Source organism: Timaviella obliquedivisa GSE-PSE-MK23-08B (assembly GCA_019358855.1).
Taxonomy (GTDB): Bacteria; Cyanobacteriota; Cyanobacteriia; order Elainellales; family Elainellaceae; genus Timaviella; species Timaviella obliquedivisa.
In genome coordinates this window covers 93,438-109,018 of sequence record JAHHII010000014.1, presented here as the reverse complement: position 1 = coordinate 109,018, position 15,581 = coordinate 93,438, and the positions used below count along the sequence as shown (strand labels likewise).

Genomic DNA, 15,581 nt, shown 5'->3' with positions numbered 1-15,581 from the left:
TCTTTCTATTGCATTCACGAATATTAAATGCTATTCTGACTCTCAAAACTATATAGATTTTTCTAGGTTCGGAAGTCGCTGTTAGCGCCGCTTTCGCTTGGCTTCCCTCGACCGCTTTATGAATATACGAGTTTCGTTTGGTTCTGTCAACAGTTTTGGGGAAGTTTTTTTACTGGCGGCTCAAACCGTTACTTAGATAGGGTTATGGAGCTATTAATGTTGCCTTGGGGGGCTTGATTCGTAAAGTATTGCTGGGTCATAGGGCTTTTGACCAGGTAGTTATGGTTAATTTAGTTTTCCATAGCGATCGCTCTACAGCTAGGCAAACAAACGTCTTTACTATGGATGAAGGGGAGTGATATATAGGTGTATTGATGGCTGCAACTACTGGAGTTGCGCCTGGATGTTTTTTGCAAAAATTCTTTGACACCTGGCTATACTGTGACTCGAAAGTCTGACAGATTAAGCTTCAAGCATGTGGAGCATGGCAGACTCAATGTTGGAGTAAAACTCATGGCTAAGAGCAAGAAGTCCGAAGATGTGCCTAAGACATTGAAAGAGAAGTTCGATCGCGTTGTGACGATGATGGATGCTTTTTGCAAGCAACACTTGAACGATGAATATGCTCAATTGATCCGCTTTGCAGCCGCGGCGCTTTGCCGAAAAAGACCTTCCCGTTGGCAAGTGGCACAGATAAGACTTAGGCATGTGGAGTGACCCATGCACTTGGCATTGTCAATTTTCTGTTTGATTCTTCTCAAGATCCCCACATTAGCTCGAAGGATCTTTACCAGTGGTTTGGGGTGAGTGCTAGCACTGGACAGGCGAAGTCCAAGCTAGTGCAAGACACTCTGGGAACGCATCAGATGGATCCGGATTGGTGTCTCCTAGTCTGCTAGACCGTAATCCAATGGCTTGGATGATTATGGTGAATGGGTTGATTGTGGATGCACGATCGCTTCCCCGCCTGATTCAGGAGGAGGCTTATGCTAAGGGCTTGATTCCTTACATTCCGGGCGATCGCTCTTCAGAGGATGAGGCTATAACTCAGGAAAGTCCTGGGGAGAAGTCACAGAGCGATCGCTCCAAAGCTATCACACCGTCATCTCCTGATGCACTGTATGTGTTGGATGGGTTTTTAGTGAGTGGGTCTGTCTCAGATCAGTTCATTGCTAAGAATCCGGAAATCTCTCGCACGATCGAGATTAAGGGGAGCAATACGTTAGAGGATCTCCACAACGTTATTTTTGAGGCGTTTGATCGGGAAGAAGCGCACATGTATGAGTTTCAGGTGGGAGGTCGGGGACCGCAAGATCCTAATGCAAGGCGATATGGGTTGAAGCAAGTATTTGCAGATTCGCTATTTGAAGATGAACCTGTTGAAGATGCAGCGAGTACGGCGATCGCATCCATCGGCTTATCGGTTGATGAGTCATTTGGATATTGGTTTGATTTTGGGGATGATTGGTGGCATCAAATTGATGTGATGGCGATCGAGGAAAAGGCAGCTAAGGGGCAATATCCAAAAATCACGAAGCGGGTTGGAGCGAGTCCTCCGCAATATGCTGATTTTTAAGAATGTTAGCTCGTGGTTGTTTTTTACCGTGTCAGACAGAGGTGTTTCAGGGCGATCGCTTCTTCTGAATAGGCGTTACTAACGAATGCTCAAAGGTTTGTTGCAAATACTTAAGCGTTTTGAGGATCTGCTTAAGTATTTGTTTGTTTTGCTTAAGCGTTACTCATGAATGACTAAAGGTTTGTTGTAAATGCTGAAGCGTTTTGAGGATCTGCTTAAGCATTTGTTTGTTTTGCTTAAGCGTCACTTATGAATGAATAAGCGTTTGTTTGTTTTGCTTAGGCGTTTGTCACAAATGCTCAAGCGTTACTTCTTACTCGCTAGCCTTTTCAGTTAGAGACTCTTTGGTTTTGTAAACGATGACATTGCCCATATCATTACAATTATTGGGGAGAGAGTTTATAGACCGACAGAATAAGACGAGGATGGGCATGGAGCGACAGCCAATTGAGGTCTTTTTCTCGTATTCCCGCGAGGATAAGCCTTTGCGGGACAAGTTAGAGGTTCACTTGAGTGGTCTGAAGCGGCAGGGCGTAATTAGTTCCTGGCATGACCGTGAGATCGTGGCGGGGTCTGAGTGGGAGGAGGAGATCGATCGCCACATGCGGACAGCAGATGTTATTTTGCTGCTAATTAGCCCAGCGTTTGTGGCTTCCAGGTATTGCTATGAGATTGAGTTACCGGATGCGATGGCACGACATGAGGCAGAGGAAGCATGTGTAGTGCCGATTCTTTTGCAAGAGGTAGTAGGTTGGCAGAAGTTACCATTTGCAAAATTGCAAGTATATCCCAGCGGAGGAACTCCACTTGCCGATTGGAGACCTCAGCGTAAAGCTTTTGAGAATGTGGTAGAGGGCATTGAGAAAGCTGTAAAGGAACTGCTAGCAAAACGGCAAGAACAAGATCGCCTAAAAGCTGAAAAACTTAGGCAAGAGCAGGAAGAACGGAAACGATGCGAAGAACAGGAAAGACTAAGGGCTGAACAAGTAAGACTAAAAGAAAAAGCACAGGCACGGCAGGAAGAAAGGAAAAGACAGGAGGCACAGGCAAAGCAGGGGGAGAGAGAAAGACAAGAGGCACAGGAAAGGGAAGAAAGACGTGCACAGCTAGAGGATGAACTTTTAGAAACATTCGAGTCATTGAAATCTTCCGTTTTAGAATTTGCTTTTGAGTTGGAATCCTTCTATAAGAGAAGACCATTATTCGGGTTTATGACTGCCGCGATTGGCGTTTTTTTGGTAGTCTCTGCTTTTAGTTCGTCGCCAAGAACTGCTGAAAGCTTCTTCAATAGGGGGCTAGAAAAGCAAAACCAAAAAGAGGGTCAAGCTGCGATCGCGGATTTTGACGAAGCTATCAGGCTCAAACCCGACTATGTAGATGCCTACTACAGTCGAGGGAATATCCGATATGTCCTAAGTGATAACAAAGGAGCGATCGCGGATCTTGACCAGGCTATCAAGCTCAAACCTGACTATGCAGATGCCTACTATATTCGAGGAAATGCCTACTACAGCCTAGGCGACAACACAAGAGCGATCGCTGACTACGACCGAGCCATCAAGCTCAAGACTGACTTGGCTAACGCCTTCTACGGTCGAGGGAATGCCCGTTCTGCCTTGGGCGATAAATCAGGCGCGATAGCTGACCTCCAAAAAGCTGTTGATCTCTACCAAAAACAGGGCGATAGCAAGGAATGGCGGCAGAACGCTTTGAACCGCCTCAAAGAACTTCAACCATAAGATTGTGCTTGAGAGTTATGAGTTTGATTCAGCGCGATTCCCTAACCGACTTCTTCCAACACCGTAAAACTCGCCACTTCAACTGTCTGCTCAACAGCAAGGCTCTGCCGATTGGTTTTAATCCGCTCAATTTCGTGCAGCGTATCAGCCGTAAAGTAACTCTCCCCACAATCAGGACAACTGATCATCGGAATGTTTTCAATCACCAGTAAATCGTCGTCTTTCCCATAGGCTCTAGAAATGTGACGGAGCTTTGCATGGGCTTGACCACAAACATCACAAATCATTGAGGTTACCTCATGGAACATACACTGTAATAATAACGACCTTTCCAGTTGGGCTGAACTTGACAATAATTTCGATTGGCTCCCCTGTAGGAGCTTCGCCCTGAATGCGATATTTTGATTCCCTCGCTACCCGATCTTTCTGGCACTCTAAAATTTCTCCTGTTAAAACTCCGCTTTCAACGTCGTAGATGCTAAAAGCATCATCTGCCATTTCTTCCTCAGCGTGAAGCGTCATCACATATTGCTTGAGTCGGACTTTTTCTCGGATCACCTTCAAGATTTTCTCGAACATTGCGATCGCCCTTGCTTCAGCCGCAGTATATAACAATCCGAAAGCATGGCACGATCGCCCCACCACCAATGACTCAGCGATCGCCTTCTTCCTCCAACCTGAAATAAGCTGTGGATCATTGATGCGCGATCGCCCTCCCAATCATGACTCCATCAACTTTCATTGAACAACGGCTTCTAGAAAAAATCCGCAACCTGCCCTCCGATAAAATGATCGAGGTTGAGGACTTTGTAGATTTTCTAGCCCAACGTCACCGAGACAAAGCATTGGTCAGAGCAGCTTCAAAGCTATCAGAACCCATTTTGCAAACGGTTTGGGATAACCCCGATGATGCAGAGTATGACAATTTGGGAAACTTCAGAAAGCAGATTTAGAAGCTTTAGAAGAATTGTTACGGGAAGTTTTGAGTAGATAGTTTTAGTTCAGCGCGATCGCTCCTTCTCAAAGAAATTTGCATAAGTTGACACCACAGCGCTACTAGCTGTTACTATTACTAAGGTGAAACATATTGGGGTGTCGCCAAGTGGTAAGGCAGCGGGTTTTGGTCCCGCCATTCCTAGGTTCGAATCCTAGCACCCCAGTTTTAGAGAGTTGAGAGAGTTTAGAAGCTTTACACTGTGCAAATGCCGTATTGCGGTAACAGTTCGTGTAAAACGTGGAAGTGGTGTGCCTGAAGCGCGTCATGAAACCGTTTCCAATCGCTATTGAGAAAAGCCGTTTGATAAGGAAACGTTTCATTCTCCGAATCGACCGCTTTTTCAGTCCCTAGCGACAGGTATTTCCAAGAGCCTTTGCCCTTACTAATGTATGAAACCTTGGCTCTACCAAAGCTAAATTTGCCCTCGGCGATCGCTTTTAACCATTTCTGATGCCGCACAAACTTGTCATCATCAGTAATGTTTTGCAGCAGATAAGCGATCGTGGTTTTATCAGGTTCCAATAGCCCTACGACTTGTGCTTCAGCATCGCCTAATTGATAGCGGCGAATAGCTTGGCACAAATGGTCAGCCGCTTCCAAAAAATCTTTAGGATTGTCGCGTAAAATGCGATCGCCCCTACCATTGGTATATCCCCATCGTAGGAACGGTCTGTCTGGATAGCTCAAGGCTGCACCATGTCCTAAGGGCAAGGCTTCACTAATAAAATAGCCCGCCAACCGCTTCACTAAAGAGCGATCGAGCTTTCCTTCGGCATCAGTGACTCGAGTCACCTCATTAATGCGGTGATTCACACCCGCAAACCCTTGATGCGCCCAGGTGTCGGCATACACATGCAACGTAATTCCTAGCCGATGCAATCCGTAGGGGGCATATTTGTCCTCAATGCAGCCCTTTACCATTTGCTGCGCCACTAAACTATTAGGGCGACAAATTAAGCGATCGACAAATTCTCCTTCGGGTTCCTGTCCGGCAGGTAGACCACAGTTTGCAGGCAAAAAGTGGAAAGGAATCCAGACATGATGAACAGCAAGCTCCTTAAAGTTGCGATAATCTAGAAGCTTGTGAGCAGAGCTAATGCGGCTAAAGAGCGCCCCATTTTGAAACCGAATCAAACCTGAATTAGTTGCGTCATCTACATACTGCGCACAATATGCCACAATACTGGCTTCGTTATGAGTTAAACCTGCCAGCCGAGCGACAACATAGGTAACGCCATGATGAAAGTCAAGTTGCATGGTAATCCAGTAGTATTGCCGCTGCTGGAGTTATACAAGAGTAAGGTCATTTACTGTTGTAATTTAGCAATAGACTTAAGCATTCTTAAAATCTGTAGAATGAAAGACTGTAGCAATCAGTACTTCACCATGCAAACCCGCGATTCCCTTGATAACCGATCACTGCTGACACTTCCTGGTCTAGAGGGTCGCACTGCGTCCGTTCACCGCACGACGGGAGAAACAGATGTGCAAGTCAGCCTTAATTTGGACGGGCAGGGAAAATGTGCTGCATCTACAGGCATTCCTTTTTTAGATCACATGCTGCACCAAATTTCTTCCCATGGGCTGATTGACCTGGAAGTAAAAGCCACAGGCGATATTGAAATTGACGATCACCATACTAATGAAGACGTAGGAATTACTCTGGGGCAGGCACTGGGTCAAGCCTTGGGCGATCGCAAAGGCATTGTCCGCTTTGGGCACTTCTTCGCCCCTCTTGATGAAGCACTGGTTCAAGTTACACTCGACTTTTCAGGTCGTCCCCATCTTAGCTACGGACTCGACATTCCGACTCAACGGGTTGGCAGCTATGACACTCAACTTGTCCGAGAATTCTTCGTCGCAGTCGTCAACCATTCCCACATGACCCTACACATTCGCCAACTCGACGGCATCAACTCTCACCACATTATCGAAGCAACCTTCAAAGCCTTTGCTCGGGCGTTGCGTATGGCTGTAGAAATTGATCCGCGCCGTGCCGGACTGATTCCTAGTTCTAAGGGCGTGTTGTAGAGTATTGAGCCAACGTTATTGAATAGAACGGGCAAAAGAAAGGTGAACGCATGGCCTCGGTAGAAAAAACAACCCCTGCCCCGGCGATCGCCCCCTAGACAGTCGCAAGCCCCCAAACTTGGAGCCACAGAATCGAAAGCTGGGGTTTGGCGATCGCCCTCATTAGGTAGGGTTTTAGGCAGAGTTTGGGAGCGATCGTTCAGCCTAACCGACCTTTCCCAAACCCAATAATAGGGTGTCAAAAGCGAAAAATCTCTATAACAAATATTTCATCCGAATTGAAACTGTAGGGTTTGCTGAAGAAAAATCAAAGCGCGATCGTTCAAATGCTGGTATTCCTCGCCAAATCTTTGGATTTCCCGAGAAGCCAATTCCCTCAGTGGGTATCCCTAAAAGATTGGTGTTCAGTTCACCATCCATGTTTTCATCGTGGTGGACAGTTGCCGCATATTGACCAAATGGTAAATCATCAAATGTTAGCAACAGCGGCAAAGTAGGAATTGGGAAACAGCCCGATCGCACCGCTCTCGTTGCATTATTTGGAAACCCCTCTGGGCTAGAAAATATCCCAATATTAATCACCCCTAGATTGCTCCGTAGCCCCACCAACTCCACTGTTAAACAAGCCCGTTGCACAACAGAAAAAGTATTGTCAAAGTTTCGTTGATTGGAACTACTCATAAAGCGACTTATCTGAACGATTTTCTAACCCAACAGAGCAAAAGGGAGACAGAGAGAAACCTACTCCTTGATCCCCCCTTTAAGCCAATATAAAACTAATTAACCTCGACCGGAGCTTTATTGCTGACCGAGCCACTGTAATCGCTTTTAACATCTACATCTAACGCCAACATCGAAGACATTTCGCCTGTAATGAGGCGAGCGCCCCGATTGCTTGTGAAATAGTTCCAGCCCCACTGCAACATCACAATCAGCTTATTATCAAACTCAATTAGAAAATAAATGTGAGCAAAAATCCAAATCAACCATGCCATCGCCCCCGAAAACTTCATAAATCCTAAGTCTACGACCGCCTCATTCTGTCCGATTACCGCCAAGCTTCCCCGATCGGTATAAGAGAATTGAGGTAAATCAGAGCCTTTGAGCCGCGCCTGAATGAGCTTTGCAATGTACTCACCTTCTTTCATTGCCACAGGAGCAACACCCGGGAGCGGCTTGTCGCCCTGGTGAGAAAAGTTTGCTAAATCGCCCACTACGAAAATGTTGGGATGCCCAGGAATGCTTAGATCAGGCTCCACCATCACCCGACCCACCCGATCGAGTGTTGCACCTGCTCTTTGCTCTAGTGCTTTACCCATTACCGAAGCTTTCACGCCAGCCGCCCACAAGACGGTACGGGTAGGAATATGCTCTGTGGTTTCGCCTCGACGGGCTATTACTCCATCATCTTCAATGTTAGTCACGAGGGTTTTGGTCTTAACTGTGACCCCTAATCTCAACAGAGAGGCTTCTGCTTTTGCTGAGAGTTCAGGCGCATAGGGTGGCAAAACGCGATCGAGTCCTTCTAGCAATAAAATGTTTGCCTCAGTTGTATCAATGCTGCGGAAGTCGTGCTTGAGGGTGTGGCGAGCTAGCTCGGCGATCGCCCCAGCCAGTTCCACTCCAGTTGGGCCACCCCCCACAATCACAAAATTCAGCCAAGCTTGGCGCTTTTCAGGATCGGGTTCTTTCTCTGCCGCCTCAAATGCCATAAAGATTCGGCGACGCATTTCCAATGCATCTTCCACCGTCTTTAAACCTGGCGCAGTTGGCTGCCACTGTTCGTTGCCAAAATAATGGTGGCTGACTCCAGTTGCCACAATAAGGCTATCGTATGTTAGCTCTTGAGCCGTCAGAAACACTTTCTTTTGCTGCGGATCAATATCCACAACTTCGTCCAGCAAGACTTGGGTGTTCTTGTTGCTACTCAAAATGCTTCGTAGCGGCGAAGAAATGTCGGCTGGAGAAAGGGTTCCAGTTGCTACTTGATAGAGTAGCGGTTGGAACAAGTGAAAATTTCGTTTGTCAATCAGCGTCACTTTAACCGATGCCCGACCCAGAGCCTTCGCGGCATAAAGTCCGCCAAAGCCGCCCCCAATCACCACAACATGATGCAGTTTCTGATCGCTCAACTCAACCATTCCTATCGACTCCTTTGCGTGATTTCATTTTTTAGAGTTCCCTTCGTGTCTGACTGTCAATGCCTGAAAGAACAATGCCTGAAAGAAAATGCCTAAAAGATCTCAGAGGTAGAAAAGAGAACTCCGATTCACACACAACCCGAAGCCCTTTAATTGATTTAGAAACCTGATGCAAAAAAGATTTCACAATGAAGAATTATTAACATATATTAAGCGATCGCGTCAAATGCCTTTCACATTGCGCCCTGCTCTTCAGCAGCATAGCCGCAGATTACTTAACCCTTCGTAACTGTTGTTACGAAGGATGTGTTGTTACGAAGGATGTGAAATATTCAGAGATTCAATGCATGGACATGTTCGATCGCCACAACCAACTGCTCAATCTCTTTCTCTGACGTAAAGTAATGCACACAAGCCCGAATGCAGTCAGGATCAAGAATTGTCCGGACGAATAGACCTTGCTGTTCTAGTGCTTTCACAATCAAAGGATGGGACTGTCCCTCCACGGTAAAAGAGACTAATCCTGATTCAGGTGAAGCCTCACGTAAGCAGGTGACATGACGTAGTTCAGAAAGCTTTTGCCAAAGGGAATGGCTGAGTTGGAGAAGGCGGTGATAGCGATCGGCGGCAGTTCCCCATTGCTGGTGATAGGCGATCGCTTCCCTCAATCCCGCATACAGCGTGTAGTCTGATGTGGCGATCTCAAACTTCCGCCCATCCTCCATCCAGCCGAGCGGATGCCCCGATGCATTGACCGTAATCCCTCGCCACCCAATAAAGGTGGGGCTAAGGCTCGCCTGCGCATCAGGGCTGACGTAAAGTCCTCCTAAACCCGCAGGGCCGCACCACCATTTATGTCCTGTAAAAGCATAAAAATCTGCACCTAGCTCTGTTAAGTTCAACGGCAGCATCCCAACAGACTGAGCCGCATCAACCAGGACGCGGACTATTTTGGGCTGAGCATGACAGACTTGCACAATTTCAGCGACGGGTAATACTTGTCCGGTATTCCACAAAACATGGCTGAGCACGACTAGACGAGTAGTGGGCTGAAGATATTGGGCAATGACATCAGTCGGGTCGCCACCGTTCAACGTTGCCATTAGCGGACAAGTTGTGATTTCGATGCCGAAGCGTCGCTGAATTTCGCGGGCGGCGGCAATAATGCCAGGATGTTCGCAGTCGGTGAGCAACAAATGATCACCTGGCTGCCAGTCAATGCCCCATAAAGGAATGTTGCAGCCCACAGAAACATCCTCCGTGAGGGTGAGCGTTTCGATAGGCACGCTGAGTTCAACAGCGATCGCCGTTTTTATTTGCTTCGCCTGCTCCATAATCCAGCCGTTGGATGACCCTGAAAAAGGGCCCGTTTTTTGAATATGATTATGAGCTTGTTGAATAGCAGCGATCGCTTCTTGCGGCATGGTTCCTTGTCCGCCGTAGTTAAAGTAAGCCTTATTGGCAAGCGCTGGAAACCGCTGACGATGCTGATTCAGGCGATCGAGTTGAATAGGTGATAGATGGGACATGGGAAGTTCCTAAAAAAAGAAATGCACACTACGAGCAAAATTAGGGGAATCAAGCTAAAGTCATAGGGAGATTTGATTGAGTCAAACAAGTCAGAACCGCTGCATGATTGATTGGCATTTTAAAGCAAAGCTGAGTTTGAAAAGTAAGTTGCGACCCTCACTAGAACTGTGTCTAGGGGAAATTCTTCTGTGGGTGTCTTCACTCAATCAGCAGAGGAGCCTTGACGGTTAATCCCTCCTACTCTAATTTGGTGGAGGCTGAGGAAGAAAGTCCAGCCTCCTTGCTTCGAGTGGCTAAGGGTTTTGATATTGCGCCCCATCAATCTTTTGCATCACAGTTACTTTCTGCGGAAGAACTATGGCTTACAGATGAAATTCTGTTTAATCATCAGCGCTGTCGTCGCCGTTCTTACCTAGAGCTATACGAAGATTATCGACTACGCGATCGCCCCAGCGATTATCTACTCAAGCTTCGCCAAGACAGTATTGCCAATCAAAGCGCAGTGCTGGCAGAGCAGCCCTACGCCCATCTACCGCTCTATCCTCGTCATGACTGGGTAGCCGGAGCTACTGCCACGCTGCAATTGATGCACGAAGGAGTTGAGCGCATTAGCCAAGGAGTGCTGCGAGTTAGCTTAGAAGATGGAATGAACCTGGTGACCCGCCCTAACCTCATGGTTAAGCGTCCTGGTTATTCGATTTTTGGCAATTGGGTATACGAACCCATCGATATCCGGTTGGGCAAACGTCCTAAAATGGACTATCAAATTATGGCAGCGTATCATGCCTATGTGTTGGCAGCAGTTCAAGGAGCATGGTCAGAAAACAGTTGGCTAATTTTGCGGCAGCGGGATGACTATGCCGTGGATTTGGTAGAGCTATTGCCTCGCTTGCAAGATATTCTGCAAGACTGCGTTCAAACCCTCTCTAAATCTTCGGACAATTGCCCTCCTGAAGAGCCGGAAGTTTTTATTGCCCATAATCGTTGTGACCTCTGCCCGTGGCTAAAGCATTGCTATAGCGTGGCACAAGCAGAGCAGCATCTTTCTTTACTACCAGGGGTTACGTCTAGCCGTTATGTTCATCTGAAGGCTCATCATTTAACAACAGTAGAGGCTTTAGCGATCGCCAGTCCGCAAAAACTAGAGTCTCTTCCTGGCTTCGGTCCTCACGTTGCCCATAAGCTAGTTAAGCAAGCCCAAGCAACGCTGCAAAACCGAGCGATCGCCGCCCCCGCAGAGCCTACCTTTCCCCTCATTCCTGCCCACGAGATCCCCACTGCGCCCATCGAACTTTATTTCGACATTGAGGCAGCGCCTGAGCAAAATTTGATTTACCTCCATGGTGTGTTAGTGGTCGATCGGCAGGCAAAAACAGAAGTCTTCCACCCGATGCTGGCAGAACGGCAAGACGATGAAGGCTTAGTCTGGGAGAAATTTCTCGACCTGGTTTGCCAATACCCCGATGCGCCGATTTTTCACTTCTGCCCCTACGAAGTTCAAACAGTCAAGCGGATGGCAGAGCTATATGGCACATCGCGTCATCGCGTAGAACCTTTGTTGAATCGATTTGTAGACTTGCATGAACGGGTGACACGAGTCGCAATTTTACCCATCGAAAGCTACGCTCTCAAACAAATTGCTCGGTGGATTGGCTTTGAGTGGCGAGATGCAGAAGCGAATGGGGCGCAGTCAATTTGTTGGTACTCACAATGGTTAGAAACAGGCGATCGCGCTTTTCTCAATTTGATTTTGCGCTACAACGAAGATGATTGTCGGGCAACTTATTGGGTAAAAGATTGGTTGGTTAGGTTTAGCAATGGGGCAGGGGAAAGCTTAGAGCAAGCCTAACAAGCCTAAACAGATATCCGAGCAGCACTGCGAATATGCTCTAAGGTCAAGGCTCCCACAACAACGCCATTGTCTACCACAGTTAATTGAGGCGCACCCGTCTTCAAAATTAGTGATAACGCATGGCGTAAACTGTCGTGTCGCTCAACAGTGGGCAAATGGCGCGCTGCTTCGCAGATACCGCAAGGGTCGTCCAAAGTCCCAACCATGACGGTTTCCACACGCAGGAGACTTAGCTGCCGGACTGTATCATCTGCGCCCAGAAGCTCATACACGAATGCATTGACAGGTTTAGTCAGAACATTAAAAGGTGTATCGTATTGAACGATCGCTCCCTCTTTCATAATAAGTAAATAGTCGGCAAGGCGTAACGCTTCTTCTACGTCATGGGATACAAATAAGATCGTTTTTTTAAGATGGCGTTGTAACCGTAAAATTTCGTCTTGAAGACTAGTGCGCGTGATCGCATCGATCGCCCCGAAAGGTTCGTCCATTAGCAGAATATTAGGATTACCAGCGAGCGCTCTGGCTAAGCCAACTCGCTGCTGTTGTCCGCCGGAAAGCTGTGCTGGAAAGCGATCGTGATATTCTTTGGGAGACAAGTCAACAAGGGTGAGAAGTTCATGAACACGGGCTTGAATTTGCGATCGATTCCAGCCCAAAAGCTTAGGAACAACTGCCACATTTTGCGCTACGGTCATGTGGGGAAATAAACCAGATTGTTGGATAACATAGCCAATCTGTTTGCGCAATGTGGTGGCTTTAATCTGACGGATATCTGTACCTTCTAAATAAATTGTGCCAGATGTTGGCTCGTACAGACGATTAACCATTTTTAGAAGGGTTGTTTTACCGCAGCCAGAGGGCCCTAAGATAACGACAAGCCTGCCAGGTGCAATATTACAACTGCAATGGTTCACCGAGGGATAGGGTGTGCCAGAGAACTGAAGTGAAACTTGATCAAAGCGAATTGCGGTCAATCGTTTACCTTTATTTCTAGTCGTTGGAAAGAGGCGAAGTAACCATAGGACGCGATCGCTATTAGTATGCTTGAGATCTTGATTTCACTTAATCTCTTTTACCCTTTGATCACTCCTTCCTGTAGTAAAAACTCTCGGGCAACTTCGATCGATTCACGTTGTTTGCCGCTGACCTCATAGTTGAGGCGCTGCATGACTTCGGTAGTAAGCTTAGGGGCTAGGGCATTCAGTGCTGCCGCTAGATTGGGATTGGCATCCAAAGTTTCTTGACGAACGATCGGGGCAATTTGGTAAGGGGGAAACAATTGTTTGTCGTCTTCTAAAACAATGAGGTTAAAGGCTCCAATTTCCCCATCGGTGCCAAACGCCACCGCAACATCTGCTTCGCCATCAACTAAACCTTTGTAGCGTAAGCCTGCATCAACAGACTTGTACTCTTTTAGCTCAAAATTGCCGTACTTAGCTTTGATGCCAGGCAACCCATCTTCACGTACTTCAAACTCTGGAGGCCCGATCAGGGTGAGTTCACTGGCTTTTGCTGCCATTTGGGAAATAGTTCTGATCCCAAACTTTTTTGCACCTACCTCAGTCATTGCCAATGCCTGCGTGTTGTTCATGGGCGCAGGATCGAGCCACGTCAGGTTGTACTTTTGCTGGTAGCCTTTTGAAACAGCCTGTAAGACTTCTCGTGGATCGCTGAGGGCTGGAAGCTTTAAAACGGTAAGCAATCCAGTGCCTGTGTACTCTGGGTAAAGGTCAATTTCATTGCTTTCTAGAGCAGCTTGTGCAACTGGGGTGCCCCCGAGGTTGAGCTTTCGTTCTACGGTAAATCCTGCTTGCTCTAGAGTTAAGGCATACATTTCGCCCACAATCAATTGCTCGGTAAAGTCTTTAGAGCCAACTTTGATTGCAGCTTGAGGGTTATTTTCGCTGTTAGCACAGGCAATCAAAATGCCCATGGTGAGGAAAGCCAGCAAGGGTAGAAGCAAAATGCGATGCAGTCGTTTCATGGAGCAAGTCCTCAGCAGAGCAGAAAAAAGAGCAGTAGCAAGGCATTAATTCTCCTGAAGATCATAGCGGACTATGAACTAGATTACGGTAGCCATTTAGGGCGCAACCCGGGTAGCTCTAATGGCTGTGGATCGGCGGGGAGAGTCATGTTGGCTTCATCAAGCAAAATGGGAAAAAACCAGAGGCGGCTAGAGGCGATCGCTTTACCATCGCTACTCCGAATCAGCCCTGCTTGCTTGTCTTTATCTTGATCACCTTTCTGCTCTTCTACTACTTGATCAAACAAAATCCCTAAGCCGTCAGGGGCGAGGGTCATTTGAATATCTCGTTGAATGGGCAGACGCAGCAGGTCAACTCGTTTGGCGGTGTCGAGGTTAATGGCAACAAGGTAAGGTTCTTCAACATATTCTTTGCCAGAGAGACGTTTGGTCACAAGGCAGTAAAGATTTTTTCGGGTCGGGTCAAACTCGGCGCTTACAACAGAGCCGTCGGTTTTAAGAAGTTCTTTTTCTACACCTTGGTTAGTCACCAGGAACAGCGATCGCGTTGGATTACTAGGATCACGGTTAAATCTCAGCATGGCGGCAGCAGAGCCATCACTAGCAAAGCTCAGTGCTGCACCAAATTTAGGTAAAAAATCCAGCCGTTGACCATCAGGTTCGAGTGGCAAAATCGCCATCCCTTGCCCTTGAGACATTGCTAGAGAAGTGCTGTCTGGAGCAATCAAGAAATCACCGCCCGGTTCAGTTTTAAGAGGTTGGGCAGGCGTACCATCTTTAATCATCCAGAGACCAAAATCGGCAGGATTTTTTTGATTAATCCGCTGGACAATAACGATCTTGCCATTAGGAGAAAGATCAAACTTAAGGTTTTGGTAGTTTTTGTTGTCGAGAACTAAGTTAACGACCCCAGGCTGGGTTTCGGGGCTAACCGATAAAACTGAATTTTTTTCACCTGGGTCAGTCGCAGACTGCTGGAGGGAAATGCCAGTGGTGACCGTGTAAATTTGCTGGTTGAGGAGAGCTTTAGTATCCGTCCGATCGCTGGCTGAAAAGAGGAGACGATCGCCTTCTGGATAGGGCTTAAAGTCTATGACCACTAAATTTTCAGGAGTCAGGATTTGCTGTTTCTGTTGCGTCAAATTTTGCAGCACCAGCCGTCCTGCCTGCTCCCCTTCTACACCCAAGTAAACAAAGGCGCGATCGCGGGTTTTGAACTGTCCTGTGTAAAGCTGCATTTGAGCGCGCAGATCATTCGATCGGCTAAACCGATCTCTTGCTCCTTGTAGCTTCATCTGAAAGTTTTCACCATAGGGTGCAGGAGAATTTAAGGTATAAGCCATCCGTCGCCCTGCCCAACTCGTTTTTCCAGGCAGAGCAGGCTCAATTTGCAGGTTATTTTCGACGCTAGCCTGATCCATTGGGCGGCTAAACGTCAGCACAAATGCTGTATCTTCAGTTCCCACCTGACGATTTTCCCAAGTGAAGTCACGAATGCGAGGAGCGGTGCGATCGCCCTTAATGACCAGAATTCCGATCGCCAAGCTCAGCACCAGGATCAAAATCCATGCGGTTCGGTCAATGGGATAGAACCATTTGCGGGAGTTACCAGTGGAATTTTCCATCGTTTTCAAGACATAAGCTAGGCTTGGTGAACGCCTCAGGACTCCTGGAATTTTCTGATGGTTTGTCGCTAAGGTCAATCCGTACTCTCGTAACTCTCGCTGC

At 47.3% G+C, this 15,581-nt stretch carries 16 protein-coding genes and 1 tRNA gene; 8 read left to right on the top strand and 9 right to left on the bottom strand.

Annotated elements, in window-relative coordinates; genetic code table 11:
• The first annotated feature begins 513 nt into the window (after window positions 1-513).
• The 4 genes from KME11_19835 (at window position 514) to KME11_19820 (ending at window position 3,315) form a co-directional block, all read left to right on the top strand.
• Window positions 514-717 carry a hypothetical protein gene (locus KME11_19835; protein ID MBW4517461.1) on the top strand — a complete coding sequence of 68 codons (204 nt, stop codon included), beginning with the start codon at window positions 514-516 and terminating at the stop codon, window positions 715-717.
• Window positions 714-899: a hypothetical protein gene (locus tag KME11_19830; protein ID MBW4517460.1), complete on the top strand. Its 186-nt coding sequence runs from the start codon at window positions 714-716 to the stop codon at window positions 897-899. Before KME11_19835 ends, KME11_19830 begins: the two co-directional genes overlap by 4 nt.
• Complete coding sequence (locus KME11_19825) at window positions 881-1,576, top strand: plasmid pRiA4b ORF-3 family protein (protein MBW4517459.1); 696 nt, start codon at window positions 881-883, stop codon at window positions 1,574-1,576. The genes KME11_19830 and KME11_19825 overlap by 19 nt, the downstream gene beginning before the upstream one ends.
• 431 nt (window positions 1,577-2,007) lie before the next feature.
• Window positions 2,008-3,315: a tetratricopeptide repeat protein gene (locus KME11_19820; protein MBW4517458.1), complete on the top strand. Its 1,308-nt coding sequence runs from the start codon at window positions 2,008-2,010 to the stop codon at window positions 3,313-3,315.
• A 41-nt stretch (window positions 3,316-3,356) separates the two neighbouring features.
• On the opposite strand, the gene KME11_19815 is transcribed toward KME11_19820, so the two are convergent.
• The gene (locus KME11_19815; GenBank protein ID MBW4517457.1) at window positions 3,357-3,602 is read right to left on the bottom strand and encodes a type II toxin-antitoxin system MqsA family antitoxin; all 246 of its coding nucleotides are present in this window, start codon (window positions 3,600-3,602) and stop codon (window positions 3,357-3,359) included.
• 10 nt (window positions 3,603-3,612) lie between these two features.
• The gene (locus KME11_19810; GenBank protein MBW4517456.1) at window positions 3,613-4,035 is read right to left on the bottom strand and encodes a DUF4258 domain-containing protein; all 423 of its coding nucleotides are present in this window, start codon (window positions 4,033-4,035) and stop codon (window positions 3,613-3,615) included.
• A gap of 2 nt (window positions 4,036-4,037) precedes the next feature.
• Between KME11_19810 and KME11_19805 the strand changes: the two genes are divergently transcribed.
• Both KME11_19805 and KME11_19800 read left to right on the top strand, forming a co-directional pair.
• Complete coding sequence (locus KME11_19805; GenBank protein ID MBW4517455.1) at window positions 4,038-4,268, top strand: DUF2281 domain-containing protein; 231 nt, start codon at window positions 4,038-4,040, stop codon at window positions 4,266-4,268.
• Between the two features lie 135 nt (window positions 4,269-4,403).
• Window positions 4,404-4,475: transfer RNA gene (locus KME11_19800), tRNA-Gln, on the top strand.
• Between the two features lie 29 nt (window positions 4,476-4,504).
• Here KME11_19800 and KME11_19795 read toward each other — a convergent pair.
• Window positions 4,505-5,569: a hypothetical protein gene (locus tag KME11_19795; protein MBW4517454.1), complete on the bottom strand. Its 1,065-nt coding sequence runs from the start codon at window positions 5,567-5,569 to the stop codon at window positions 4,505-4,507.
• A 129-nt stretch (window positions 5,570-5,698) separates the two neighbouring features.
• On the opposite strand from KME11_19795, the gene hisB reads away from it, so the two are divergent.
• Window positions 5,699-6,343: an imidazoleglycerol-phosphate dehydratase HisB gene (gene hisB / locus KME11_19790; protein MBW4517453.1), complete on the top strand. Its 645-nt coding sequence runs from the start codon at window positions 5,699-5,701 to the stop codon at window positions 6,341-6,343.
• A 255-nt stretch (window positions 6,344-6,598) separates the two neighbouring features.
• On the opposite strand, the gene KME11_19785 is transcribed toward hisB, so the two are convergent.
• From KME11_19785 to KME11_19775, 3 genes are all read right to left on the bottom strand, one after another.
• Window positions 6,599-7,024 (bottom strand): DUF2141 domain-containing protein, encoded by a 426-nt coding sequence (locus KME11_19785; GenBank protein ID MBW4517452.1) that lies wholly within the window; start codon window positions 7,022-7,024, stop codon window positions 6,599-6,601.
• A gap of 95 nt (window positions 7,025-7,119) precedes the next feature.
• Window positions 7,120-8,484 (bottom strand): NAD(P)/FAD-dependent oxidoreductase, encoded by a 1,365-nt coding sequence (locus tag KME11_19780; protein MBW4517451.1) that lies wholly within the window; start codon window positions 8,482-8,484, stop codon window positions 7,120-7,122.
• A gap of 332 nt (window positions 8,485-8,816) precedes the next feature.
• Window positions 8,817-10,013 carry an aminotransferase class V-fold PLP-dependent enzyme gene (locus tag KME11_19775; protein MBW4517450.1) on the bottom strand — a complete coding sequence of 399 codons (1,197 nt, stop codon included), beginning with the start codon at window positions 10,011-10,013 and terminating at the stop codon, window positions 8,817-8,819.
• 374 nt (window positions 10,014-10,387) lie between these two features.
• Between KME11_19775 and KME11_19770 the strand changes: the two genes are divergently transcribed.
• A complete protein-coding gene (locus KME11_19770; GenBank protein MBW4517449.1) occupies window positions 10,388-11,863 on the top strand; it encodes a TM0106 family RecB-like putative nuclease in 1,476 nt (491 codons plus the stop codon).
• Between the two features lie 5 nt (window positions 11,864-11,868).
• Here KME11_19770 and KME11_19765 read toward each other — a convergent pair whose 3' ends face one another.
• From KME11_19765 to KME11_19755, 3 genes are all read right to left on the bottom strand, one after another.
• On the bottom strand, window positions 11,869-12,843 hold the full coding sequence (locus KME11_19765; protein ID MBW4517448.1) for an ABC transporter ATP-binding protein: 975 nt from the start codon (window positions 12,841-12,843) through the stop codon (window positions 11,869-11,871).
• A gap of 98 nt (window positions 12,844-12,941) precedes the next feature.
• Window positions 12,942-13,853 carry a quaternary ammonium transporter gene (locus tag KME11_19760; protein MBW4517447.1) on the bottom strand — a complete coding sequence of 304 codons (912 nt, stop codon included), beginning with the start codon at window positions 13,851-13,853 and terminating at the stop codon, window positions 12,942-12,944.
• 83 nt (window positions 13,854-13,936) lie between these two features.
• Complete coding sequence (locus KME11_19755; protein ID MBW4517446.1) at window positions 13,937-15,478, bottom strand: Ig-like domain-containing protein; 1,542 nt, start codon at window positions 15,476-15,478, stop codon at window positions 13,937-13,939.
• Between the last annotated feature and the right edge of the window lie 103 nt (window positions 15,479-15,581).